Raw genomic sequence first — 22,641 nt, forward strand, 5'->3', positions numbered from 1 at the left:
AGCATTCCGGCTACAAATGGTCAGCGTACAAATCAAAACAGGCTTGTTCAGAGGGAGGAAGCTCCTCCTTCGAACAAGCCTGTTTAATTTTTTATGTTATGAGTGCGAGAGTAATACTGTTATTGCAATCTGGTGTTCAGTTTATTCAGGATTCACGGTTGCAGGTGCAGCCGAAGCATCTTCAGCAGGTTTTTCGTCTTCAGGGGAAGCCTCCGCTTTTGACTGTTTTGCCATCAACTCAGCTACGATTTTATCGGTTGGCTGCGTGAACAATTTATACATAATCGCTGCCTCTTCCTGGCGGATCAGTGGTTTGCGCGCAAGGAAATCGACTGATCCATCCTCCAGCACCTTCACTTCAGGACCGTGGATGCCTAGCTTAACCATCATCTGGATCGCAGGCACAGCCCAGGCATCTGTCTGCCCGGCCAGCTTCACATCCTCGAACAGTTCATTTGGATATTGCAGCTGGAGAGTTCTCCAAATCATCACCATAGCTTCCTGACGTGTGATGACCTGATCCGGTTTGAACTGTTTCTCATCCGCACCGGCGATCATGCCGGATTCATAACCTAGCTGAATGTAACCGGCAGCAGGGTGAGTTGCCCAGTCGGTATCCGCAGGTGGCGTCGTTTTGCTGGCTTTCAGCCCGCTCATTTTAAGGACATCCTCAATGAATTCAGCCCGTGTAACGGCATTTTTGGGTTGAAAAGCTTCATTTGCATCATTGGTATAGTATCCAAGGGATTGTAATCCATAGATGGCTTCAGCATAAGGACTATTCGCCTGGACATCCCGGAAGCCTTGGGGTTTCTGTCCTTTTTTCTCATATCCGAACGGGTTGAGATAAGGTTCTTTCATGTAGATGGTTCCATCTGCATTTTCCTTAAACGCCGTGAACTGGTCTGTTAATTCATCCTTGAAGAGATGATCTTCAACCTGGATCAGATTACGTGGGCCTATGAAAGCATCTGAAATGCTCAATTGTCCGGGTTCTTTCCCGCCATCTTTCAGGGAACTGACAATGGTGCTCAGTCGCAGATCCGCGTATAGACCAGCGAAGCGTTGCAGCTCATCCGCTGATTGAGGTGTATATTCCTTGAATTTGACGGGCTCCGCATATTGCGGGAAGAACGTCTGGATAAAGGCCGGGTAGAAGAAATTACGAAGTGCTCCCGTCTGGTTGTAAGTAAGGAAAACGCCGGTGTTTTGCTCAGGAATAAGGAAGAGATAAGAGCTGAATCCGATCAGGTCGCCAGCTTTGGTAATAATTTTGGAACTGCTGCCTGCACCCGGAAGCTGAAAAGCGGCTTCAAATCCATAAGTGGTATTGGGTAGCAGCGGATGAATGGAAGAACGGTATTGTTCCATGCTTTTTACCGTAGATTCTTTCCAAATACGTTCGTTATCCTTCACACCATCATTCAGGAAAGCGATCATGAAATTCCCGATATCCTCTGCCGTTGAGAGCATGCCGCCTTGAGGCATAGGTGTTGGGGAAAGGGTGTACAGGTCGAGTGGATTATGGCCCGCATCATAGGCTGTTGCAAGTTGGTTTTTGAACTTGCCGTTCAGCAAGAAACTGCTGTTATCCATACCCAGAGGTTTGAAGATATGCTGCTGCATATACGATTCAAAAGGCTCGCCGCTCACATTCTCCACAATCATGCCAAGCAGCAGGAAGGAGAAGTTGTCGTACATGTAGGCGCTACCAGGTTCTCGAACGACAGGTGGCATATGTAACTTGGCATATTCCTCCATCGATACACTTTTGTCAAAGTCATCATGGATGTCTTCCTGCTGCGGGTCGCGAATCTCGAATCCGGTGGTGTGTGTGAGCAGATTCTCTACCGTTACAGGTTTGTCAAAAGGATTATCGAAATCCAGTCCTTTCACATAGGTCTGGAAATCAGCCTTCAAATCCACCTTGCCTTGCTCTACGAGCTGCATGACAGCGGCTGATGTGAATGTTTTGGAGACCGAGGCGATACGAAAGGTGGTATTTTTCGGATCAACGGGCGTTTTACTCTCCAAATCGGAATATCCATACCCTTTCTCTGCCACGACTTTTCCATCTTTGACAACGACTACGGAAGCACCAACATATTGGGCCTTCGCTTCGGCGGAATCAAAAAATGTATCCAGAAAGGCTGTCGCGGACTCCGTTGTCAGCGCTGTCACTTTCCCTTTTTCATTGACCGCAGCAGGTGCGGTCTCCGCTTGCACGGCGGGTGCCCATAGACTGAGCGACAGGACCAACGCCATGAACGCCCCCGTTATGGAGGTGAGTCTGAAGCGGGTGCTTCGATTGGATAAATGCATGTAAACACTCCTTCAAAAGAAAATTTTGTAAATAGGACTCTCCTGTTATTACTGATTACTGGCCCGATAAGTTTCAAGATAGTAGATTGTGATATACATTTCCAATAGAACTCAAAACTACCAGGAGAAAGTCCAGCATAGAGGAGCTTGGAATTTATGAGGCATCTGCACAGGGTCGTGGTTCACTTTGAACCGTTGACGGCCGGAGCGACTGACGGAAAAATACGAGAGCACCGATCCCCATCAATACATACAGGCCAGCCATTGCATAGGAAGGCAGAAAGGCCCCCATCGTTAGGCCAAGACTACCCAGGAGAGCGGCCGCGTTATAACTCATGCCGTCTGCAGCCATATAGGCAGCACGGTCGGATTCAGGAATCATGCCAGCAAGCATGACCTGACGGACGGGCGCATACATGAGCTCACCGATGGTTAGCAGTACAGCGGATGTAATAAGCAGCCAGGCCCAATTGCTGAAAGCGAGCACGGCAAAACCCGTAGTGTACAGACACATGCCGACAGTCATAATAAATCTGGACTGGAAACGCCCCAGCCATTTGGAGAAAGGAATGGCCATGATTACGACGAGCACAGTGTTAATCGCCATGATCAGACTGAACATCTGCAGACCTGAGATGTCCCAACGGAACAGTTGGGCGTTGAATTCACTTTTCAGACGAACGGCGATGTATTTATCCATTTGGAATTCCAGAGAGACAGCCAGCACTGTTGCGGTGAAAAACACCATAAAACGTTTGTCCCTAAATACACCGCCATACGTTTTCAGTATGTTCCTATTAATCGGGGCATCAAGCTGATTCGAGTGTTTAATATCCATTGTTTCGTGAATATATAACAAGAGAATAAATAGTGTAACCAAGCTCTCCATGCATACCAGACTGAACAAAATGAAGCGGAAGGACTCGAATAATAACCCGCCCATCAGCGCACCAATCGTAACGGCAACGTTGGTGGTCCAATATTGCAGCCCATAGACATACTGACGTTCATGTTCACTGCTCACGTCTACAATCATGGCATTGGCAATGGGTCCGGTGATACCCGAACTGATGCTACTAAGCAGAAACATGACACAAGTTAAAGGAACGGAGTCCATCCATGGGGAGTTGGCGGCAGCCAGCAAGAACAGGGCGAATACCTGCAACATTTGGGCGATGACCATCAGTTTCTTGCGCCCGACTCGGTCAGACCAGTATCCTGCGCCCAAGCCAACGATCATGGAGGCCACAATATTAACGGTTAACAGTATACCTGCCCAGCCTGCACCAATCTGGACACTCAGATAAATCGCCATAAAAGGAATAATGGATTTCTGAGTTAGATCCGTAAAAAAATCAGTAATGATACGAATCTTGATGTTGGGATGCAAATCAGTATATTTCATGTGCAGTTCTCTTCCTTCCCGCTGGTGTTGTCGATGTACCTGAGTATAATGGAGGAAAACCTGAAGAAAAACTGTAGAAGCGTACGAGTCAATTTCGTATTTTACTCAGGGAAGGAAAGGCAGGGATAGTTGTGGAGGTCATGGATCATTATATTCAGCTTCGCGTGGCCTTTTCGAACGTGGACGAAGAGGAAGAAATACACACAACGATTGGTGAGCTGGCGAATCATTTATGTTGTACGATGCGCAATATGAATCTGATTATGAACAAATTTATGGATCATGGCTGGATCAGATGGAGCCCGCAACGCGGCAGAGGGAAGACATCGGTGCTCGTTTTTTGCCATCCTCTGTTACAGGCTGTTCAGGAACGATTTGATCGACTGTTGCAGGGAAACAAGTTGGAGGAGGCCTATATGCTGGCTTCAACAATGCCGTTTTCGATGCGAGAAATATTGATGCAAGGATTACAAGGCCAGTTCGGTCTGCGTTCCGATCACGGCGCTCGGGGAAGAGTTGATACACTGCGAATTCCACAGGAGACTGCTTTTGAGACATTGGACCCTACCCGGGCTTACATGTGGGGAGAAGTTGGAATTGTTGCGGAGGTATTTGATCGCTTGGTGCAGTACAACGCTGAACGCCAAGTCTGTGAACCGAGTCTTGCCGTTGCATGGGAGAGCAACCCTGAGGGAACAGAGTGGATCTTTTATTTGCACAAAGGCATAGTCTTTCACCATGGCAGGATGCTTAATGCAGAGGACGTAAGATATACGTTTGAACGGATTCTTTCCGATCAGGAGAACCCTTGCAAGTCACTGTTTGGCTCCATTCATCACATAGAAACGTTCGACGAGCTAACGGTGCGCTTTGTGTTGCGGTTTCCCAACTTTATGTTCCCGGATCTGATGAGCAGCATGAATGCATCCATCTTACCCCGTGATGTGGAGCTTGACCCGATGCATCCGATTGGTACGGGGCCTTACCGATTGACACGCAATCATCCCAAGCTGCTTGTGCTGGAGGTGTTCCCTTCGTATTTCAGGGGGCGGGCGTTTATTGATCGGGTTGAAATATGGCAGCTTCCTCAGACGGGTCTAGTGGAGTCAGTGATCAAACAGGACTTGTTTCCAGACGGACTGGCTCGCTTGATTCAACATGAGGTTCAGGGCGGTGTGTTTATGACTTTTAATATGCGAAAAGAAGGCCCACAGCAGGATTTATACTTTCGTCAGGCTGTTCAGCAACTGATGGATCCACAAGAGATGATGGTGGCGTTGGCACACACAGGTGTACATGCTGCATATAGCCTGATTCGGGACAAGTCCAAGGAAAAGCAGATACTTGAACGAATAGAATCGAAGCCAACAGCCCTTTCTGCTGACTTATCTCTCGTAAGAGCTTCAGAGCTGTTACAACGCAGCTGCTACGCAGGCCAGATTATGAATGTGTGGGTAGAGGAAGGCGAGAAAATGGAGACAGACATGGCCTGGTTCGCACAGCGTTGTGCACTTATTGGACTGAAAGTGAGTGTTACGCCAGGTAATCCGGTAGATGCCGTATACCATGATGAATTCGCCTCTTATGATTTGATTTACACGGGTGAAGTGTTCGATGAGCATGTGACGCTGAGTCTATTAACGATGTATACTTTCCAAAATACGCTGTTCCTTATGGCATTGGATGACGAGCGAAAAAGCGAGCTAGAACGTGAATGCAGACACGTCGTTATGATTCAGGATAGTGCTGAGCGGTTGCGTACGCTAATGACGTTGGAGGGGCGACTCATTCAAGAGGCCTTACTCTTGCCTACATACAGCTTCAGGGAAGAACATGCACACCACGTTTCGCTTCAGGATTACCGTGTCGTAGCATACGGTATGCCTGATCTGCGTCGATTGTGGGTGAAGAGAAGTCCAAATACAGAAGAAGATACTGCGAGTTATCCGGCGTATATCCCATTGTGGTAAAGAGTGTAATTACTACAATGGGATAGGCCGGTGGGGGATACTTTTATACTGAAGGTGTCTTTATAAATTCAATTGGATTCGTACTTGGTTCCAGCAGTAGCGGAATGGAGAGAGAGCTTATGGTGTCCTCTTCATCCGTCTTAAACGTAAAAGTGATTTTCAAGCCAAACAGGACAAGCTCTACGGAAAACGTATCTTTTCCAGTGTATTCCATAGGCATTTCAATGGCATTCAATGTGGCCTGTAACCCATCGTTCGTCTGTTGAATAACGATCTCGCCGTAACCCGGATGATTATAACTTCCCGCATACGCATGGATAGGACGATCATGGGGATGAACCTGAGCTTCCACTGGTTTTTCCTCAACCGAGGTTTCTGGCGTAGTTGGTGTTTCTATGGTGTCTGTTGCTGCTTCGGAATCAGTTGAATCTCCAGTCATTAATTTGGCTAATCTCCCACTCCAATCTACAGGTTTCAATTCAAGCAAACGATCAATAACGTTAAAAGAAATCGTGTAGGGAAGAATGCTTCCATTGGTATTGCAAAGGACTACAACACCGATCTGTTCCTCTGGTAAAAAGGCGACCTGTGAAGCGAATCCATCGATTGCCCCGCCGTGATGAATCATGGCGTTCCCGCGATAAGAATCGATCATCCAGCCCAGACCGTACGTGCTAACAGGCAGCTCTTTGCTGTGGAATGGTGAATCACAAGCCATTTGCGGGCTGTGTGTAACAGCCAACTGTTCTTTGGAAATCAGTTGATTCCCACCCTGTTGCCCTTGATTCAACTGAAATTGCACCCAGGCGATCATATCGACCAGATTGCTGTTAATGGAGCCAGCAGGGCCTACGGCATCAATTTTCCGAAAAGGTATCCGCGTATTCTCACCATTTTGATCCATATAAGGGAAGGCGAAGTCAGGTTGATTCTGCATCTCATCGACAGAGAAGACACTTGAATTCATACCAAGTGGGTTAAACAGGGACTCCTGGACAACATTCTCCCATGAAGTTCCTTTGAGTTGACCCACCAGATAACCAGCGGCCATATACATCAGGTTCTGGTATTGCCATTTGTTCCGAAAGTCCTCATTAGGCTCCAGATACTGAAGCGCGTTTACGAGTTCTTCTCTGCTCCGTGATGAGTTATACCATGCCATATCGTGCCTTGGAAGTCCGGAGCGATGACAGAGCATATCGCGGATGGTCAGGCGTTCTGTAGCTACCGGATCGAACATTTTGAAGTCTTTCAAATAAGTTCTAACAGGTGTGTCCCACTTCAGAATGTCCTGATCGACGAGCAGGGCAGCGGTTGATGCTGTGAAGGCTTTGGTACTTGAACCGATCGCGAATAGGGTATGGGGTGTAACTTCAAGCTGGGACTCCAGATCGCGATAACCGTATCCTTTTTGCAAAATGACTTCATCCTTGTGAATAACCGCTACCGCCACACCTACTCCTTTCCAACGTTGAAGCTGCTCTTCCACAAAATCATCCAATCCATTCAGCAATGAGTGAAGATAGGTTGTGTTCATTATTTTCCTCCAATTTAAAATAGAGTTGTACATCAATTAAGCTACATAATCGTGGTATGTAATTACATGGGTTGGGTTGTTATCTGTATTTACTATGAAGAATCTGGTTGGATTTTACATCCTACCCGAGACTGATTTTGTTACCAGATAGGGTATTGCGGCACTGATTGATGGAATGCTTGTCAAACTAGTCCGCATATATCGAACAAGTCCCTCATAACATGTACTAATCAAGTAGGGGTTCTGCTGTACGCACAATCCTGAAGTGAAAACATGTGCTAAAGGGGATGATGTCATGCGCCGAATATCATGGATGCTTGCCATGGTATTGGTCTTATCGACCTTACTTGCCGCCTGCGGGAAGAAGGATGCGGCAGCCGTGGTCAAAGATCTGAACGAAGTCGTAGGAGAAATGGAAAGTTATCAGGGGGCAGGCGTTATGACGCTGCATACCGGAGATACGCCGCAGCAGTACAAGGTCGAGGTATGGCATCAAAAGCCTTCATATTATCGTATCGCGTTAACGAATGCCAAAAAGGATGTAACACAAATTGTACTGCGCAATGATGAGGGCGTATTTGTCCTGACACCGAGTCAGAACAAAAGCTTCCGTTTCCAGAGTAACTGGCCGGATAACCAAGGCCAGGTTTACCTCTACGAGACGCTGATCCGCAGCATAACAGGTGATTCGACCCGCCAGTTTGCCGATGAGAAGGAAAGCTATGTATTCGATGTAGCTGCCAACTACAATACACATGCATTGGTCAGACAGAAAATATGGTTAAACAAAAGCGATTACGCTCCAAAACAGGTAGAAGTATCCGACTCGAATGCCAATGTGGTGGTCGATGTGAAGTTCGATAGCTTCAAATTTGGTACCGAATTTGAGAAAGACGCTTTTGATATGCAGCGTAATATGACTGCTGCTACTGAAAATGGTGGCAAGGTTGGTACTGACTCAGGCGCGGCTCCTGCTGGGGAGGGTAAAGAGACTACCAATCCTCAAGCTGCAACAGAGGAAGGTTCTGCATCCAATCCAAGCGGAACCGTTAGTGATGGACAGACGGGTGTGAGTGATAACGCCGAGCAGCAAGGTTCTGAAGATCCAGCCAGTGGTCAAGGAACGGAAGAACCGACATCGGCCGAGCCGGAAGGTACAGGAAGCTTCGGGGTTATTCAGCCGACCTATGCACCGGAAGGCGTCAAGCTGAAAGACGATCAGATCGTGGAAGGATCAGGAGACTATTCGGTTATGCTTCGCTACGAAGGAACATATAATTACACGATTTTTGAGGCCCGGCCACAGGACAGAGCCGTATCACTTGCCCCATCGCGTGTTCTGGATCTTGGATTCACCCTCGGAATGATAAGTGGAGATGCGTTGCAGACACTCACATGGATGTCAGACGGAGTGGAGTACAGGATTACAAGCGCAGATTTGCCAGATAACGAGATGATACAGATTGCGACTTCAATGCAGGAAGAATCAGGGAAATGATTTGCAAAGTATAGTCGTCTTAACATAAGGAATGCTAAGAAGCATCGGAGATGAATTCTCCGGTGCTTTGCTGCATATACAAGTCTTCGTTCCTGTTTTATAGCAATGATTCGCAGAATTTGATTTCGGTTGAAGCTATGAGTATCAACAGCCCATGACCCTGCGTAAGATAAGCAAGGATTAGGTCCAGTGCACTCAATAATGCAAAACACGCTTCTACGCGGGAGGAACCGGGTAAATAAAACGATATAAGCAGATGAGTTACGTTATGGAGAGATGAATATCTCATTCATGATCTGGCTTATGGGTCTTATTCCGCGTTTGCTCCCGACTTCAGGATAGCGCTCCTGTATGTGTTTTGGACTGCAGATCTTCCGTTCATTTGACAGTCACATGCTTGAGCATTACGATGGAGTCTGACGTGAGCCGGATTAAGATGATTAGAGAAGGTGACTTAACGTGCAAGAACAATATCGGCCGACCCAAGCGGAAATCAATTTGGATCATTTGTGCAACAACGTAGACGCTTTCCGTGAAACATTGCCGCAAGGCAAGAAACTGCTCGCTTGTGTGAAGGCTAATGCCTATGGACATGGGGCAGTGGAGATGGCCAGAGAACTGGAACGAGTTGGCGTGGATTACTTAAGTGTAGCTTTTCTTGACGAAGCGCTTGAATTGCGACAACACGGAATTACCCTTCCGATTCTGGTATTGGGCTACACGCCGCCAGAAGGCATCGCTGAAGCATGGAAACATGATGTAACCATTACGCTGTTCAGTAAGGAAGTACTCGAAGCCATTCAACATCTGGAGACGGGCACATCCTCTCGTAAGCTCAAAGTTCACATCAAAATCGACAGCGGCATGGGCAGACTTGGCCTGTTGCCTGGCGAAGAGGCAGTTGCTTTTATTCAGGAAGCAGCCAAGCTGAAGCAGGTGATGCTTGAAGGCATGTTTACCCATTTTGCCAAGGCGGATGAAAAAGACAAGACCTATACACTGGAGCAGTATCGACGGTTCCGAGGCGTGGTTGATGCGCTGCGGGATCAGGGATGTGTCATCCCGATTATACATACGGCGAACAGCGCCGCTACCATTGATACACCGGAGTTGTCCTACGATATGGTACGTGTGGGAATTAGTCTGTACGGATTGTATCCTTCGGGAGAGGTGAATCATCAGGTAGTGAAGCTGTCCCCGGTATTGACACTGAAGACGAAGGCGGTTCTGGTCAAAACGCTGCCACCTCATTGGGGTGTCAGCTACGGAACCCGTTATGTAACACAAGGGAACGAACGAATAGCGACCCTGCCTATAGGCTATGCAGACGGATTTTCAAGAATGCTGTCAGGTAAAGCACAAGTACTTGTGCGCGGCCGCCGCGTTCCCGTCGTCGGTACGATCTGCATGGATCAGTGTATGGTGTCGCTACAATCTTTTGCAGCAGAAGCAGAAGAAATTCAAGCCGGCGAAGAGGTTGTTCTCATCGGCCACCAATCGGGTGCAGTCATTACTGCAGACGAAGTGGCATCTCAGCTCGGTACGATTCCCTACGAAGTGATCTGCATGATGGCGCATCGAATCCCGCGGGTTTATACCCGTAATGGAGCAGTAGTCGCCAGAATCAACCCTCTTTTGACATCCTGATAGCTCGACTGGACGCCATTACCAATAAACTTTTTTTCAGAACAGAAGGAAAACTGTCGGAGCATCTCGAATTATGAATGATGACTGGGATGAAAAATCCTGAAAAGAGATGTTTGGTCTGTACGAATATTGTTCCCCGTGTTTATAATGGAGTACAGCATACTTGATATACTCGGGGCATATATATTCCTTTGTATAAAAGTTCTGGAAAAACGTAATACTGGTTCACAATGGCGAAAGGTTTGTGGGGGTGGAAGAAAGGTGGCCAACTTGCAGAACACCAAGCGGATCATGATCAGTTTGCCTGATTATCTTTTGCAAGAAGTGGATGGCATCGTAGCGCTGGAGAATTCCAACCGCAGCGAATTGATTAGGCAGGCCATGAAGCTGTATTTGACGGAGCGTAAGAAACGTTACATCCGTGAATCGATGCAGCGAGGGTACATGGAGATGGCGAAGATTAACCTCACCATGGCATCCGAGGCCTTTCACGCGGAGGAAGATGCGGACAGCACTCTGGACCGCTTAGTTAGCGAGGTGTAGACATTGATCGTAAAACGCGGTGACGTTTTTTTTGCGGATCTTTCTCCCGTTGTCGGTTCCGAGCAAGGTGGAGTCAGGCCGGTTCTGGTCATCCAGAATGACATCGGCAACCGGTTTAGTCCTACTTGTATTGTGGCGGCGATCACCGCCCAAATCCAAAAGGCAAAGCTGCCGACGCATGTGGAGATTGATGCGGCGGCACACGGCTTTGACCGGGACTCGGTTATTTTGCTCGAACAAATACGGACGATTGATAAGCAGAGGCTGACCGACAAGATTACCCATCTGGACGAGGAGACCATGAAACTGGTCAACGAAGCCTTACAGATCAGCCTGGGTTTAATCGATTTTTAAGGCACCAGGCAGTTGTTTCTTTGTTCTGCCGTGCCATCCGTAGACAATGGATGTTCCTTGCAGGAACACACAATTTCAGACAGCAATCAAAAGAGCGTACAACAGCCTAATGGCTGGGGTACGCTCTTTTGATTAAAGCTTCATGAAAGCGTAGAACATTGTGAAGCTTTTCGTTATAATGATACCTGAGAAACCGTTTACGTTAATCGACATATATAGAGGTGGAGGAGACATATGAGCATTTATATTGATCAGGAGAAGCTTCAATTTCATCTACAGACCCAAAAGGCAAGCTATGTATTTCAGGTACTGCCTTCGGGATATTTGGTACATTTATATTATGGCAAAAAACTGCGTGATACCGATCTGAGCTGGCTTCATGTGCGTACAGAGCGTGCTTCGTTCAGCCCAAATCCGGTGCCGGAAGATCGGACGATCTCTTTCGACACGTTGGCAGTAGAACTGCCGGTGTATGGTACAAGTGATTTCCGTAATCCGGCAATCCAATTGGAGCTTGAGAATGGTTCAACCGTTTCGGAGTTTACGTATACAGGCCATCGACTGATCAAAGGAAAGACAGCGCTTACCGGACTGCCTGCAACTTATGTTGAGTCCGACGATGAAGCCGAGACACTCATCGTTGAACTGGAGGACCGTGTTGCAGGGATCAAGATTGAACTTAGCTACACGGCCTTTACGGCTTTTAATGCGATTACGCGTTCCATGCGGATCATTAATGAGAGCGCTACCTCGGTGAATATTGCACGTGCGCTCAGCTCTTCCGTTGATTTCCCGCATGCCGATTACGAATTGCTGCAATTGTCAGGAGCATGGACGCGTGAACGGGACATCGTTCGCAGACCGCTTGCTTCCGGCCTGCAAGGCATCGAGAGTCGTCGAGGCTCAAGCAGTCACCAGCAGAACCCGTTCATTGCACTGATGACACCGGGTACAGACGAAGATCAGGGTGAAGTCTACGGGTTCAGTCTTGTATATAGCGGCAGCTTTACAGCACAGGCAGAAGTGGATCAGTTCCACACCACTCGTGTATCGCTTGGAATCAATCCATTTGAGTTCAGCTGGAAGCTGGATTCGCAGGAGTCATTCCAGACGCCTGAGACGGTCATGGTCTATTCGGACGCAGGTCTCGATGGTATGTCTCAGTCGTATCATAATCTGTATCGCGAACGCCTTGCACGTGGCAAGTTCCGTAATGCAGAGCGTCCGGTTCTGGTCAACAACTGGGAAGCGACCTATTTCGGCTTCAACGCAGATAAGATTGAACAGATCGCTCAGGCAGGGAAGAAGCTTGGCATTGAACTGTTCGTACTGGATGATGGATGGTTCGGACATCGGGACAGCGATAACTCCTCACTTGGTGACTGGATTGTGGACAAGAACAAATTGCCACAAGGCCTGGATGATTTGGCCAACCGGGTAACCAGTTTGGACATGCAGTTCGGACTATGGTTCGAGCCTGAGATGATTTCGCCAGACAGCGAATTGTACCGTGTTCATCCGGACTGGTGTTTGCATGTGCCGGATCGTCGTCGTACGGAAGGGCGTCAACAATTGGTACTCGATTTCTCCCGTCAGGATGTGCGTGATGAGATTGTACGCATGCTAAGCGATGTGCTTGGATCTGCGCCGATCACTTATGTGAAATGGGACATGAACCGGAATATGACGGAAGTGGGTTCTGCATTGCTTCCAGCAGATAGACAGCGTGAGACTGCGCATCGTTATATGCTTGGATTGTACGAAGTCATGGAACGTATTACTTCGGCGTTCCCGAATATCCTGTTCGAGAGCTGTTCAGGTGGTGGCGGCCGTTTTGATCCAGGTATGCTGTACTACATGCCGCAAACGTGGACCAGCGATAATACGGACGCGATATCCCGTCTGCGTATTCAGTATGGTACAAGCCTGGTATATCCGGTAAGTTCAATGGGGTCACATATCTCAGCGGTTCCAAATCATCAGGTCAACCGAATTACTTCCCTAGAGATTCGTGGACATGTCGCGATGTCGGGTAACTTTGGATACGAGTTGGATTTGACTCGTTTCACAGAGGAAGAGAATGCTATCGTGAAGGCTCAGGTTGAACTGTACAAAGAAATTCGGGGAACCATCCAATACGGAACGTTCCGGCGCCTGCTAAGTCCGTTTGAGGGAAATGAAACGGCATGGATGTTTATTGCCCCAGATGGCAGCGAAGCCGTTGTATTCTACTTCCGTGTGCTGTCTGAACCAAATGCACCGCTCCAACGTCTGAAGCTGAAGGGCCTCGACCCTGATGCGGATTACCGCCTGAAAGGTGGTTCCGAGACGTTTACCGGGGATGCGCTGATGTATGGTGGGATCTCTGTAGGCCGTGCATCGGGAGACTATTGGAGTGAAATGTTCCGCTTCGAACGGGTATAATAAACTGGCGTGAATGCAGTGTTTGTCAGGGGAGACCGGAAGACGTCGGGGAGACGTTTTTCGGTCTTTTCTTATGGTTGAGATGAAGGTTTGATACGTAATCTCAATTGTAAGAACTTGTAACCAGGACGAATGCTGGAAATCTGAACGGGATTTTGTGATAATATAGGGGAGAGGAATCTGCATGAATGCAGGTTCGATACTGTGATTACAGCAGCAAAGCTGCCCTGAACAAGCTTCAACTGAACGATTCAGGAAGGAAAGAGGGATTTATTTGTCTGAACAGGAAACGGTTCTGGAACCCAATGAAGAAACAATAAAGGCAGAACGCCATGAACGAATCATCAAACAGGTAGCCAAGGAACTGTCACTGTCCTTGAAGCAGGTCCGCACAACGTCGGAGCTTCTGGACGAAGGCAATACGATTCCATTTATCGCCCGCTACCGTAAAGAAATGACTGGAGAGCTGGATGAGAACCAGCTGCGGCTCATTGAAGAACGCATCGTATACTTGCGTAATCTGGAAGACCGCAAAGTGGAAGTCATCCGTATTATAGAGGAACAAGGCAAGCTGACCGGAGAACTGAAACAGTCTATCACTCAGGCAGTTAAGCTGCAGGAAGTGGAGGACTTGTACCGTCCGTTTCGTCAGAAGCGGAAAACCCGTGCCAGTGTAGCGAAGGAAAAAGGTCTCGAACCACTCGCTGTCTGGATCTGGGGTCAACCAAAGCAAGGGAACCCTCTGGAGGAAGCTGCGCGTTATATCAATGCTGAACTTGGGGTAGAAGATGCAGAGGTTGCAATTCAGGGAGCCAAAGACATTTTGGCTGAGAATATTGCAGATGATGCTGCTATTCGTGCATGGATTCGTCGTTATACGCTCGATCATGGCATGCTGACTTCGGAAGCGAAGGATGCTGAGCAGGAGTCTGTATATGAGAACTACTATGATTATCGTGAATTAGCCAAAAAAATGCCTCCTCACCGTATTCTCGCCATTAACCGCGGTGAACGTGAAAACATTTTGAAAGTGGGTCTGGACGTGCAGCCTGAACCGGCTCACCGTCATATGGAAGGACAAATCATCAAGGGTGCATCTGCGGTCCAAGACGTTTTGCGTGCTGTGATTGAAGATGCTTACAAACGATTGATTGCCCCTTCGATTGAGCGTGAGGTTCGTGCAGAACTGACGGAAAAAGGTGAAAACCAAGCGATATCCGTATTCTCGGCTAATCTTCGTAATCTGTTGCTTCAGCCGCCGATTCATGGCAAACGTGTGCTTGGTGTCGATCCTGCCTATCGAACCGGTTGTAAACTGGCTGTGGTCGACGATACGGGCAAGCTGTTGGAAGTGGCTGTTACGTACCCAACGCCACCACACAACAAGAAGCGTGAAGCTGCTGAGGTTTTCCATCGGATGATCAAGCAATATGATATCGGGTTGATTGTTATCGGTAATGGTACCGGATCCCGTGAAACAGAACAGTTTGTTGCCGAGATTATTCAGGAGAACGGGGACGAAAGTCTCGTGTATCTGATCGTCAATGAAGCTGGAGCGAGTGTATATTCTGCATCCAAGCTGGCCCAGGAAGAATTCCCGGATCTTGACGTTGCTGAGCGGAGTGCTGCTTCGATTGCCCGCCGGGTGCAAGACCCGCTGGCTGAGCTGGTTAAGATTGATCCAAAAGCCATTGGTGTAGGCCAATACCAACATGACGTATCTCAAAAAATATTGGAAGAAAGCCTGAAGGCTGTTGTGGAATCCGCAGTTAACCATGTGGGCGTGGATGTGAACACGGCTTCGCCTTCACTGCTGTCCTATGTTGCGGGTGTAAATGCCACGATTGCCAAAAATATCGTGAAATACCGCGAAGAGAACGGCCGGTTCACGAATCGTCGCCAGTTGCAGAAAGTGCCGCGTCTGGGTGCCAAAACCTATGAGCAATGCGTAGGCTTTATGCGGATTGGTGAAGGCGAGAACCCGCTGGATCGCACACCGATTCACCCTGAATCGTATAAAGTCGTAGACCAGCTCTTTAAGGAGCTTCAGGTTGCGCTGGACAAGCTGGGCAGCAAGGAACTGTCTGTTCTCCTGTCGGAGCAACAACCGGAACAGCTGGCTGTGAAGCTTGATGTGGGTGTACCTACACTGCGTGACATTCTGGACAGCTTGCAGCGTCCGGGTCGTGACCCGCGTGAGGAAATGCCGCTACCGATCTTCCGCACGGATGTGCTCAAAATTGAAGATTTGGTGGAAGGCATGGAGCTACAAGGTACGGTTCGTAACGTGATCGACTTTGGTGCTTTTGTTGACATCGGCATCAAGAGTGACGGACTTGTCCACATCTCACAGCTGAGTAACGGTTACGTCAAACATCCGATGGATGTTGTATCTGTCGGGGATAATGTAACGGTTTGGGTGATGAACGTGGATACCAAAAAAGGCCGTGTCGGCCTCACGATGAAGAAACCTGCTTCTTCTAAGCAGTCTTCCTAATCCAACACAATGATCGGAGAACAGCCTTCCCTGTAATGGGAAGGCTGTTTGTTGTCAGTTATAATAGTACTGTTGCCCGTACTGTATTCTTCGAAGGGATTTTATGAAAGAATTGAGAGCTTGAAGTGGACGGAGAGAGTGGCGTCAGATTTTTAGAGTTCGCTGTCCGCGCTGCGCGGGGTGCCACTTGTCGGTTTGTTTCGGTAAAAGAACCAGCATTCGTTCAGCAGCTTGATCTGTCTGCTGTCTTTTTTGTGAAATGCACGCATCAGTTGATTGCAAAGCCATTGAGGCAAGGGTATCTCCTCCTCTTGCATAATTCATCTGTACGTTAGCATATGTGGCAATAGCCTGGACTGTGCGAATTAACCCGTGATGAACTCGGAAAATTCAATATCTATACGGACATGTACTGAAGAGCGGGCGTATGAATGTAGGGTTGAAAAAAATGAAAAAAAGCGCAGCCCCTGTTTTTAGGAGATGCGCTTTTAGTTCCATCTTGCATTAATAATAAGTCCATAAGTGGATTAGAGTGATTCCATCTCTTCTTCATACCATTGCTCTAATTGAGCCTGAAGCGCCCGGATCTCAGTGAGCAGGGAAATCAAAGGATATTCACTCTCTCTTAGTGCTGCAAAGCTTTGTTCAAGCGCATTGATATAATCAAGGCCTCCGATGATGGAGAGTTTCTCGTCCAGAAGATCAAGATTGTCACATTCAGCGATTGCCCAAGGCAGAACAGGTACATTTGCTGCGGTAAGTTTGTCAATTTCTTTGTGCAGGCGCAGGTTGAGCGCACTGAGTTGATAAGCGTAATCGGCAGGCATTTCCACAAACTGCAATTGCTGTTCCTGCTGCAGGATGACGTAGCGCATTGTAGGCATAACGAGTAATAATCTCCCCTCATACATTCTACTTGACAGTGTAGCCTACGAAACGGTTAAAATTCAAGTATTATGGCGGAAAAACAAATGGCCCAAGGGTTGTGAAAGGAGGACAAACCGATGGAAAATGAGGAATTGCAGCAATGGATTGAGCAGGTGTCACTCGATCATTTCGGGGTTCCGTTCACTCACGAGGCGCTGTTTAACCGTCGTCTGACGACTACAGGTGGGCGTTATATGCTCAAGAGTCACCGAATAGAGATTAATCCTCATCAGCTCGAAGCCTATGGGCGGGAAGAGGTTGAGAAAATCATCAAGCATGAGCTTTGTCATTACCATCTGCACATTCGTGGACGCGGCTACCAACACCGGGACCCTGAATTTAAAGCCTTGTTGCAGAAGGTGGGCGGTTCGCGATTCTGCCAGTCCCTTCCGGATGGAAAGGGTAGAAAGCCATTACCGTATCGCTATAAGCTGGTGTGCATGAGCTGTGGCACGGAATATTTGCGTAAACGCAAAGTTGATCCGAAGCGGTACCGCTGTGGTCGATGTGCCGGCAAGTTGGGGATTCATACCATCTGAGGTGAACGTTTTTTGGAAACAACACTTCTTACCACAAGACCACAAGACTATATGCAATATGCTCCCTGATGAGCATTTATGGGAGTATCTGAAGCTTATAAAGAAAGTCACCGGAGGCATGTTGACTTGGAATATTAATCATGATAAATTTAGGTTATTCAAGATTATTATTCCCTGATAGCTCAGTTGGTAGAGCACTCGACTGTTAATCGAGTTGTCACAGGTTCGAGCCCTGTTCGGGGAGCCATTCTTGGAGAGATACCCAAGTGGCTATAAGGGGACCCTCTGCTAAGGGGTTAGACTGCGTAAGCGGTGCGAGGGTTCGAATCCCTCTCTCTCCGTTCTGAACAAAACATAATCCCCCTCCTCAGTAACCTTTAACGGATACTCAGGAGGGGGATTTTTGATGTATCGTCATTTTGCCAATGTACAAGAAAGAATGCCCGATTGCGTCCCTATAATGAAATGCCCAATACCTCGTACAAACCCTTCTTGCCAGCTTCCGTGACTTCCACGGAACGGCTGCCTTCCTTCTGGCGGGTCCAGTCCAGCTCAGACAAGCGGCGTCCCAGTTCGTCTCCCAGTACTCCGGAGATATGGTGACGACGCTCACTCCAATCCAGACACTTGCGAGCCACAGCGCGGCGTGATCCGGCTTTCCCTTCAAGCATAATGCCAAAAGAAGTGAACCATTGAATCCCTTTCTCTGTAATGTGGTAATCCTTGGCCTGCTCATCCTCAGGTTCTTCGAGATAACCTTCCCGTAATAAAGCTTCACACAACGATATCCCCAATTTTCCGGCAAGATGCCCATAACAGGTTCGAGCAAAGCTTAGATGTTGAAGCTGGTTGGATTGTTTGAGAGATCTCACTTGTACTGGTGCGGCGATACTACCCATCGTCTCAATCAGAAAAGCAACCTCTTTGCCTGCGAGACGATAGTATCGATGTCGTCCTTGCTGTTCAACGACGAGCAGCCCGCCTTCGACCAGCTTGGCGAGATGACTGCTTGCTGTTTGAGGAGTAACACCCGCCATGTAAGCTAGTTCACCTGCAGGAAGTGCACGACCATCCAACAAAGCTTCCAAAAAAATAGCACGACTGGGATCAGCAATTAACGATGCAATCACAGAAATATTCGGATAGGTATTCATACTTCGATGATACCTTAACTATTGGTGTATTACAATTAATCATGCATGAATTAGAACCCAAGAGATGGAAGGGATGGATTGAAGAATGAAGGAAGAAACAATGTATACCAATGATAGATCGCAAGAAGAGTTTGGATCAGAGCATCAAGTGGGCTGGACCAGCGAATTGATACAGCACGAGGTGATAACTCCAAGTATTTTGTACTATGGCACACCTGTATTGCTGCTGAGCACGTTAAATGAAGATGGAACGACGAATCTGTCTCCGCTTTCTTCATCCTGGGCACTTGGAGACTGCTTGGTACTTGGAGTCGGTATTCAGGGCAAAGCCTTTGAGAACCTGAGTCGTCATCCCGAATGTGTGATTAATCTGCCGGATGCATCCATGTGGGAGCAGGTTGAGGGACTGGGGCGTTATACCGGAATATATCCCGTTCCTGAGGAGAAAAGGAGGATGGGATTTGAGTTTTGCGATGATAAATTTGCCGTCTCTGGACTGACACCCCAAAGTTCAGTTCAGGTTGAGCCGGATAAAATAGAGGAATGTCCGCTCCAGATTGAAGCCGCGGTACAACACATTCGTATTCCCGAACATACACCTTTCATGGCCATTGTGGAAGTGAAAGCGTTGAAGGTACACGCACATACCCGACTGATTTCAGGTTTGAACAAGATTAACCCAGAGAAGTGGAACCCTTTAATTTATAATTTCCGACACTATTATGGACTTGGAGAAAGGTATGGGGAGAGTTTTAGGGCAGAGAAGTGATGTGTGGATTGAAATAGCATAGACAATCAATAAGTAATCCAGAATATATGAAGTGGGGCCAGTTGTGGTGCTACTTCTTTCTGTCTATATGAGGCTTCATTAAGGTTTCATGCGAGTAATCAAAGAATTCGGTTATTTTATTAGGCAGGGATTGGGTAAATAGTAAAGAAAGATACATGTAAGCATATACATAAGAGGGGTGATGAACATGGAAATGGAATACTTAATGCGTGTACTCATAGCTGGCATATGCGGCGTGTTGATCGGATATGAGCGCAAGAACCGAATGAAGGAAGCGGGGATACGTACACACTTTGTTGTTGCGGTGGGTGCAGCATTGATGATGATTGTATCTAAGTATGGCTTTCAGGATCAGGCAGGCTGGGCGAATCTCTCGCTTGACCCATCCAGGATTGCCGCACAGGTGGTCAGTGGGGTTGGCTTCATTGGAGCCGGGATGATCTTCACACAGCGCCACACGGTCCGGGGATTGACGACAGCGGCGGGAATCTGGGCGACTGCAGGAATGGGACTGGCTGTGGGTTCGGGATTGTATTGGACTGGGGCTGGGGTAACGCTGCTTATTGTAGTGGCACAGATGCTGCTGCATCGGCCGACACGCTGGTTGGTGTCCGCGAGAACAGAGACGCTGACCATTCGACTGCTAAAGGAAGGGGACACCCTCAAAACCGTTTTGGCTTTGCTTGGACAGGAGAAAATCTCGGTGGTTGGGTTCAAAACAGAACAGCAAATAAGCACAGACTCCGGGGAGGAGACTGTACTTGAATTCACTCTGCAACTGCCTGGATCATATAGGGCCGAGCAATTAATTGTTTTATTACAGGATGTGCCTCACGTTCGATCCGTTGATATGAGGTGAGCCCAGGCTATCGCTGGTTCGTTATGTCGCGCAATGCCGAGCTATCACGACAATCGATTACTGACCGCCTTCAACGACGGTCTCCGGCCGGGAAACGGGCTTGCCTTCAAGAACACACTGAATGGCATGTGCGACACCATGCTCCACATTGGTCAAAGAGATAGCCTTGGCAAGCGCCTTAATCTCCGGTTCAGCATTGCCCATGGCAATACCGAGTCCTGCCATTTTCAGCATGGATACATCGTTGAAGTTATCACCAATGGCTGCTGTATCTTCCATGGAAATGTTCAGATGAGCTGCCAGTTTGCTTAAGGCGTTACCTTTGGATACATCAGGATGCTGCATTTCAAAGTTGTGTTCAGAGGACACCACCATGGCTACATCGGAGCGAGAAGCAAAGTATTCGCGTCCCTGCTGCAATTGAGCCGGATCCATTGAAAAGGCCATAATATTGTAAATGTAAGCTTCGGAAGGGATTTCCTGATGGGAGTTTACGCGGTGATAGTCTTTCTTGTCATAGTGCTTCTTAACAGCTCGAATAAGGCGTTCAATATCCTCCCCAGGACTCGAACCCAGGATGCGATCCATCTCAGCGAGCATCGCCTCGTGGCTGCTTATAGGAGCGTAAATACCCTGTTGTGTGGAGGCCTCGTAGTAGCAATGATGATCTTCCAGCCACTGCATGACGGATGCGGCCGTTTCACGCTCAAGTGGAAGATGGAATAGGCGTTCACCGTTGGCATCGTGGATGGTAGCTCCGTTGGAGCCGATGACTGGTGTGTTAATTCCGCCTTCGCTGCTTATAGTTAATACGTCGGAATAGACCCGACCTGTAGCAATCGTAATCTTCAATCCTTCTTGTTGCGCCTTATGGATTGCAGCTGCGTTTTCCGGGCTGATCTGACTATCTCTGTTCAATAGGGTTCCATCTAAATCGGTAGCAAATAATTTCATATGTTACAACTCCTTTTCAATTGTAGGTTCAGGAATGAGAATCTCGACTTGTTGCTCGGCTAGAAAAGTCCGCCAATCTTGGGAAGGCCATTGATCTGTAATTAACATATCAACGAGTGACCAGTCCGCAAAACGATAACCATAACGCTTATCAAACTTGGAATGGTCAGCGAGTACAATAACCTGTTTTGCAGCCTGCATCATTTTGTGCTTGATCTTTCCTTCTTCTTCAGAGGCACTGAAGCCATCCATCGTAATTCCGCCAATGCCGATAAAGGCTTTGTCTACATAATAATGGGAAAGAGTTTCAATCACTGAAGTACCATAGACATAACGTTGCTCCTTATCGACTTTGCCGCCCAGCAAACGAATCTCGACAGCAGTATGATTGGAGAGAAGATCAGCCGAATAAATGGAATTGGTGATGACAGTACAGGACTTGCCATTTAGATTTTCGGCACAAGTCTGCACTGTAGTGGAAGAATCCAGAATAATGTGTTCGCCTTGGCGGACGATAGCAGCGGCTAGCTTGCCAATAGCTCTTTTTTCATTGGAAATGTGGAGCAAACGATCTTTATAGGATCGGTGCTCGTCTGGTGGAACGGGGAGAATTGCACCGCCGCGCGTTCGGATAATGGCATCCTGTTCTTCGAGTTTGATCAGATCCCTTCGTGCTGTGTCCCGGGAAACGTCAAAGAGGGATACAATATCATCAGCTGAGATGCGATTGTGTTTACGCAAATGTTCAATAATCAGCTGCATTCGTTCTTCCTGAAACAAACGTGCCGCCTCCTTATACGTAGCTGACCGTGTAAATAACTGATAGGTTAATTATAAGTACTAATAATGATATTTGCAATATTATAAGTGAATGTAAGTGTATTTAAGTTTTTTGATATTAATTTAACAAAATGCGAAGATTACGATGATAAATTTGTGAAAGACATTTCAGGCGTGAGCAACGCTCTTGACCTCATGGAGAAGGGGAAAAGGAGTGCATAAAAAAAGTTTGAAAAAAAGTGTTGCACATTTAAGTTGGCCTATGATATACTCATTCTTGTCGCCAAGAAAGACAACTTGTTTACAAGGCCCGTTGGTCAAGGGGTTAAGACACCTCCCTTTCACGGAGGTAACAGGGGTTCGAATCCCCTACGGGTCATTATCTTCACCACCTCAGGGATGTACAATCCTGATGAGGAATCCTCAAAAAGTCATAGCTCC

General features: G+C 47.7%; 18 protein-coding genes and 3 tRNA genes. 13 read left to right on the top strand and 8 right to left on the bottom strand.

What is annotated here, in order from left to right; genetic code table 11:
• Window positions 1-141: 141 nt before the first annotated feature.
• Together PTQ21_RS11900 and PTQ21_RS11905 are read right to left on the bottom strand one after the other, a co-directional pair.
• Window positions 142-2,322 (bottom strand): serine hydrolase domain-containing protein, encoded by a 2,181-nt coding sequence (locus PTQ21_RS11900; RefSeq protein ID WP_090808127.1) that lies wholly within the window; start codon window positions 2,320-2,322, stop codon window positions 142-144.
• Window positions 2,323-2,476: 154 nt separating this feature from the next.
• A complete protein-coding gene (locus PTQ21_RS11905; RefSeq protein WP_274569989.1) occupies window positions 2,477-3,727 on the bottom strand; it encodes an MDR family MFS transporter in 1,251 nt (416 codons plus the stop codon).
• Between the two features lie 140 nt (window positions 3,728-3,867).
• Here PTQ21_RS11905 and PTQ21_RS11910 point away from each other — a divergent pair, with 140 nt between their 5' ends.
• Window positions 3,868-5,697 carry an ABC transporter substrate-binding protein gene (locus tag PTQ21_RS11910; RefSeq protein ID WP_274569990.1) on the top strand — a complete coding sequence of 610 codons (1,830 nt, stop codon included), beginning with the start codon at window positions 3,868-3,870 and terminating at the stop codon, window positions 5,695-5,697.
• A 43-nt stretch (window positions 5,698-5,740) separates the two neighbouring features.
• On the opposite strand, the gene PTQ21_RS11915 is transcribed toward PTQ21_RS11910, so the two are convergent.
• Window positions 5,741-7,234, bottom strand: coding sequence for a serine hydrolase (locus tag PTQ21_RS11915; protein ID WP_274569991.1), 1,494 nt, complete (start codon window positions 7,232-7,234; stop codon window positions 5,741-5,743).
• A 295-nt stretch (window positions 7,235-7,529) separates the two neighbouring features.
• Between PTQ21_RS11915 and PTQ21_RS11920 the strand changes: the two genes are divergently transcribed.
• From PTQ21_RS11920 to PTQ21_RS11945, 6 genes are all read left to right on the top strand, one after another.
• On the top strand, window positions 7,530-8,732 hold the full coding sequence (locus PTQ21_RS11920) for an outer membrane lipoprotein-sorting protein (protein ID WP_274569992.1): 1,203 nt from the start codon (window positions 7,530-7,532) through the stop codon (window positions 8,730-8,732).
• A gap of 459 nt (window positions 8,733-9,191) precedes the next feature.
• The gene (alr, locus tag PTQ21_RS11925; RefSeq protein WP_064640023.1) at window positions 9,192-10,379 is read left to right on the top strand and encodes an alanine racemase; all 1,188 of its coding nucleotides are present in this window, start codon (window positions 9,192-9,194) and stop codon (window positions 10,377-10,379) included.
• A 261-nt stretch (window positions 10,380-10,640) separates the two neighbouring features.
• A complete protein-coding gene (locus PTQ21_RS11930; protein WP_274569993.1) occupies window positions 10,641-10,922 on the top strand; it encodes a CopG family ribbon-helix-helix protein in 282 nt (93 codons plus the stop codon).
• A 3-nt stretch (window positions 10,923-10,925) separates the two neighbouring features.
• Window positions 10,926-11,276, top strand: a complete 351-nt coding sequence (locus tag PTQ21_RS11935) for a type II toxin-antitoxin system PemK/MazF family toxin (protein WP_024630714.1) — start codon at window positions 10,926-10,928, stop codon at window positions 11,274-11,276.
• 234 nt (window positions 11,277-11,510) lie between these two features.
• Window positions 11,511-13,700: an alpha-galactosidase gene (locus PTQ21_RS11940; protein ID WP_274569994.1), complete on the top strand. Its 2,190-nt coding sequence runs from the start codon at window positions 11,511-11,513 to the stop codon at window positions 13,698-13,700.
• A 274-nt stretch (window positions 13,701-13,974) separates the two neighbouring features.
• A complete protein-coding gene (locus PTQ21_RS11945) occupies window positions 13,975-16,197 on the top strand; it encodes a Tex family protein (RefSeq protein ID WP_063564442.1) in 2,223 nt (740 codons plus the stop codon).
• Between the two features lie 152 nt (window positions 16,198-16,349).
• Here the strand turns inward: PTQ21_RS11945 and cmpA are convergent, their stop codons facing one another.
• Complete coding sequence (gene cmpA, locus PTQ21_RS11950) at window positions 16,350-16,493, bottom strand: cortex morphogenetic protein CmpA (RefSeq protein WP_090808144.1); 144 nt, start codon at window positions 16,491-16,493, stop codon at window positions 16,350-16,352.
• Between the two features lie 231 nt (window positions 16,494-16,724).
• Window positions 16,725-17,081, bottom strand: a complete 357-nt coding sequence (locus PTQ21_RS11955; RefSeq protein ID WP_274569996.1) for a hydrolase/acyltransferase — start codon at window positions 17,079-17,081, stop codon at window positions 16,725-16,727.
• Window positions 17,082-17,201: 120 nt separating this feature from the next.
• On the opposite strand from PTQ21_RS11955, the gene PTQ21_RS11960 reads away from it, so the two are divergent.
• The 3 genes from PTQ21_RS11960 (at window position 17,202) to PTQ21_RS11970 (ending at window position 18,004) form a co-directional block, all read left to right on the top strand.
• Window positions 17,202-17,663 (top strand): SprT family protein, encoded by a 462-nt coding sequence (locus tag PTQ21_RS11960; RefSeq protein WP_274569997.1) that lies wholly within the window; start codon window positions 17,202-17,204, stop codon window positions 17,661-17,663.
• A gap of 171 nt (window positions 17,664-17,834) precedes the next feature.
• Window positions 17,835-17,910, top strand: a tRNA-Asn gene (locus tag PTQ21_RS11965).
• Window positions 17,911-17,915: 5 nt separating this feature from the next.
• Window positions 17,916-18,004 (top strand) — tRNA-Ser (locus PTQ21_RS11970).
• Window positions 18,005-18,118: 114 nt separating this feature from the next.
• On the opposite strand, the gene PTQ21_RS11975 is transcribed toward PTQ21_RS11970, so the two are convergent.
• Window positions 18,119-18,817, bottom strand: a complete 699-nt coding sequence (locus tag PTQ21_RS11975) for an ArsR/SmtB family transcription factor (protein ID WP_072734299.1) — start codon at window positions 18,815-18,817, stop codon at window positions 18,119-18,121.
• 85 nt (window positions 18,818-18,902) lie between these two features.
• Between PTQ21_RS11975 and PTQ21_RS11980 the strand changes: the two genes are divergently transcribed.
• Together PTQ21_RS11980 and PTQ21_RS11985 are read left to right on the top strand one after the other, a co-directional pair.
• Entirely contained in the window at window positions 18,903-19,586 is a 684-nt protein-coding gene (locus PTQ21_RS11980; RefSeq protein ID WP_274569998.1) for a flavin reductase family protein, read from the top strand.
• Between the two features lie 208 nt (window positions 19,587-19,794).
• Complete coding sequence (locus PTQ21_RS11985; protein ID WP_079695276.1) at window positions 19,795-20,466, top strand: MgtC/SapB family protein; 672 nt, start codon at window positions 19,795-19,797, stop codon at window positions 20,464-20,466.
• Between the two features lie 57 nt (window positions 20,467-20,523).
• Here the strand turns inward: PTQ21_RS11985 and PTQ21_RS11990 are convergent, their stop codons facing one another.
• Entirely contained in the window at window positions 20,524-21,420 is an 897-nt protein-coding gene (locus tag PTQ21_RS11990; protein ID WP_063564437.1) for a Cof-type HAD-IIB family hydrolase, read from the bottom strand.
• A 3-nt stretch (window positions 21,421-21,423) separates the two neighbouring features.
• A complete protein-coding gene (locus PTQ21_RS11995; protein WP_063564436.1) occupies window positions 21,424-22,200 on the bottom strand; it encodes a DeoR/GlpR family DNA-binding transcription regulator in 777 nt (258 codons plus the stop codon).
• A 307-nt stretch (window positions 22,201-22,507) separates the two neighbouring features.
• Here PTQ21_RS11995 and PTQ21_RS12000 point away from each other — a divergent pair.
• Window positions 22,508-22,579 (top strand) — tRNA-Glu (locus PTQ21_RS12000).
• Window positions 22,580-22,641: the final 62 nt, after the last annotated feature.

This window comes from Paenibacillus marchantiae (assembly GCF_028771845.1).
Taxonomy (GTDB): domain Bacteria; phylum Bacillota; class Bacilli; order Paenibacillales; family Paenibacillaceae; genus Paenibacillus; species Paenibacillus marchantiae.

Bases quoted from the DNA above. Each gene is read 5' to 3' on its own strand.
- PTQ21_RS11975 (WP_072734299.1), bottom strand. From the start codon at position 18,817: ATGAATACCTATCCGAATATTTCTGTGATTGCATCGTTAATTGCTGAT.
- PTQ21_RS11980 (WP_274569998.1), top strand. From the start codon at position 18,903: ATGAAGGAAGAAACAATGTATACCAATGATAGATCGCAAGAAGAGTTT.
- PTQ21_RS11960 (WP_274569997.1), top strand. From the start codon at position 17,202: ATGGAAAATGAGGAATTGCAGCAATGGATTGAGCAGGTGTCACTCGAT.
- PTQ21_RS11915 (WP_274569991.1), bottom strand. From the start codon at position 7,234: ATGAACACAACCTATCTTCACTCATTGCTGAATGGATTGGATGATTTT.
- PTQ21_RS11910 (WP_274569990.1), top strand. From the start codon at position 3,868: ATGGATCATTATATTCAGCTTCGCGTGGCCTTTTCGAACGTGGACGAA.
- PTQ21_RS11955 (WP_274569996.1), bottom strand. From the start codon at position 17,081: ATGCCTACAATGCGCTACGTCATCCTGCAGCAGGAACAGCAATTGCAG.
- PTQ21_RS11940 (WP_274569994.1), top strand. From the start codon at position 11,511: ATGAGCATTTATATTGATCAGGAGAAGCTTCAATTTCATCTACAGACC.
- PTQ21_RS11920 (WP_274569992.1), top strand. From the start codon at position 7,530: ATGCGCCGAATATCATGGATGCTTGCCATGGTATTGGTCTTATCGACC.
- PTQ21_RS11990 (WP_063564437.1), bottom strand. From the start codon at position 21,420: ATGAAATTATTTGCTACCGATTTAGATGGAACCCTATTGAACAGAGAT.
- PTQ21_RS11905 (WP_274569989.1), bottom strand. From the start codon at position 3,727: ATGAAATATACTGATTTGCATCCCAACATCAAGATTCGTATCATTACT.
- PTQ21_RS11900 (WP_090808127.1), bottom strand. From the start codon at position 2,322: ATGCATTTATCCAATCGAAGCACCCGCTTCAGACTCACCTCCATAACG.
- PTQ21_RS11985 (WP_079695276.1), top strand. From the start codon at position 19,795: ATGGAAATGGAATACTTAATGCGTGTACTCATAGCTGGCATATGCGGC.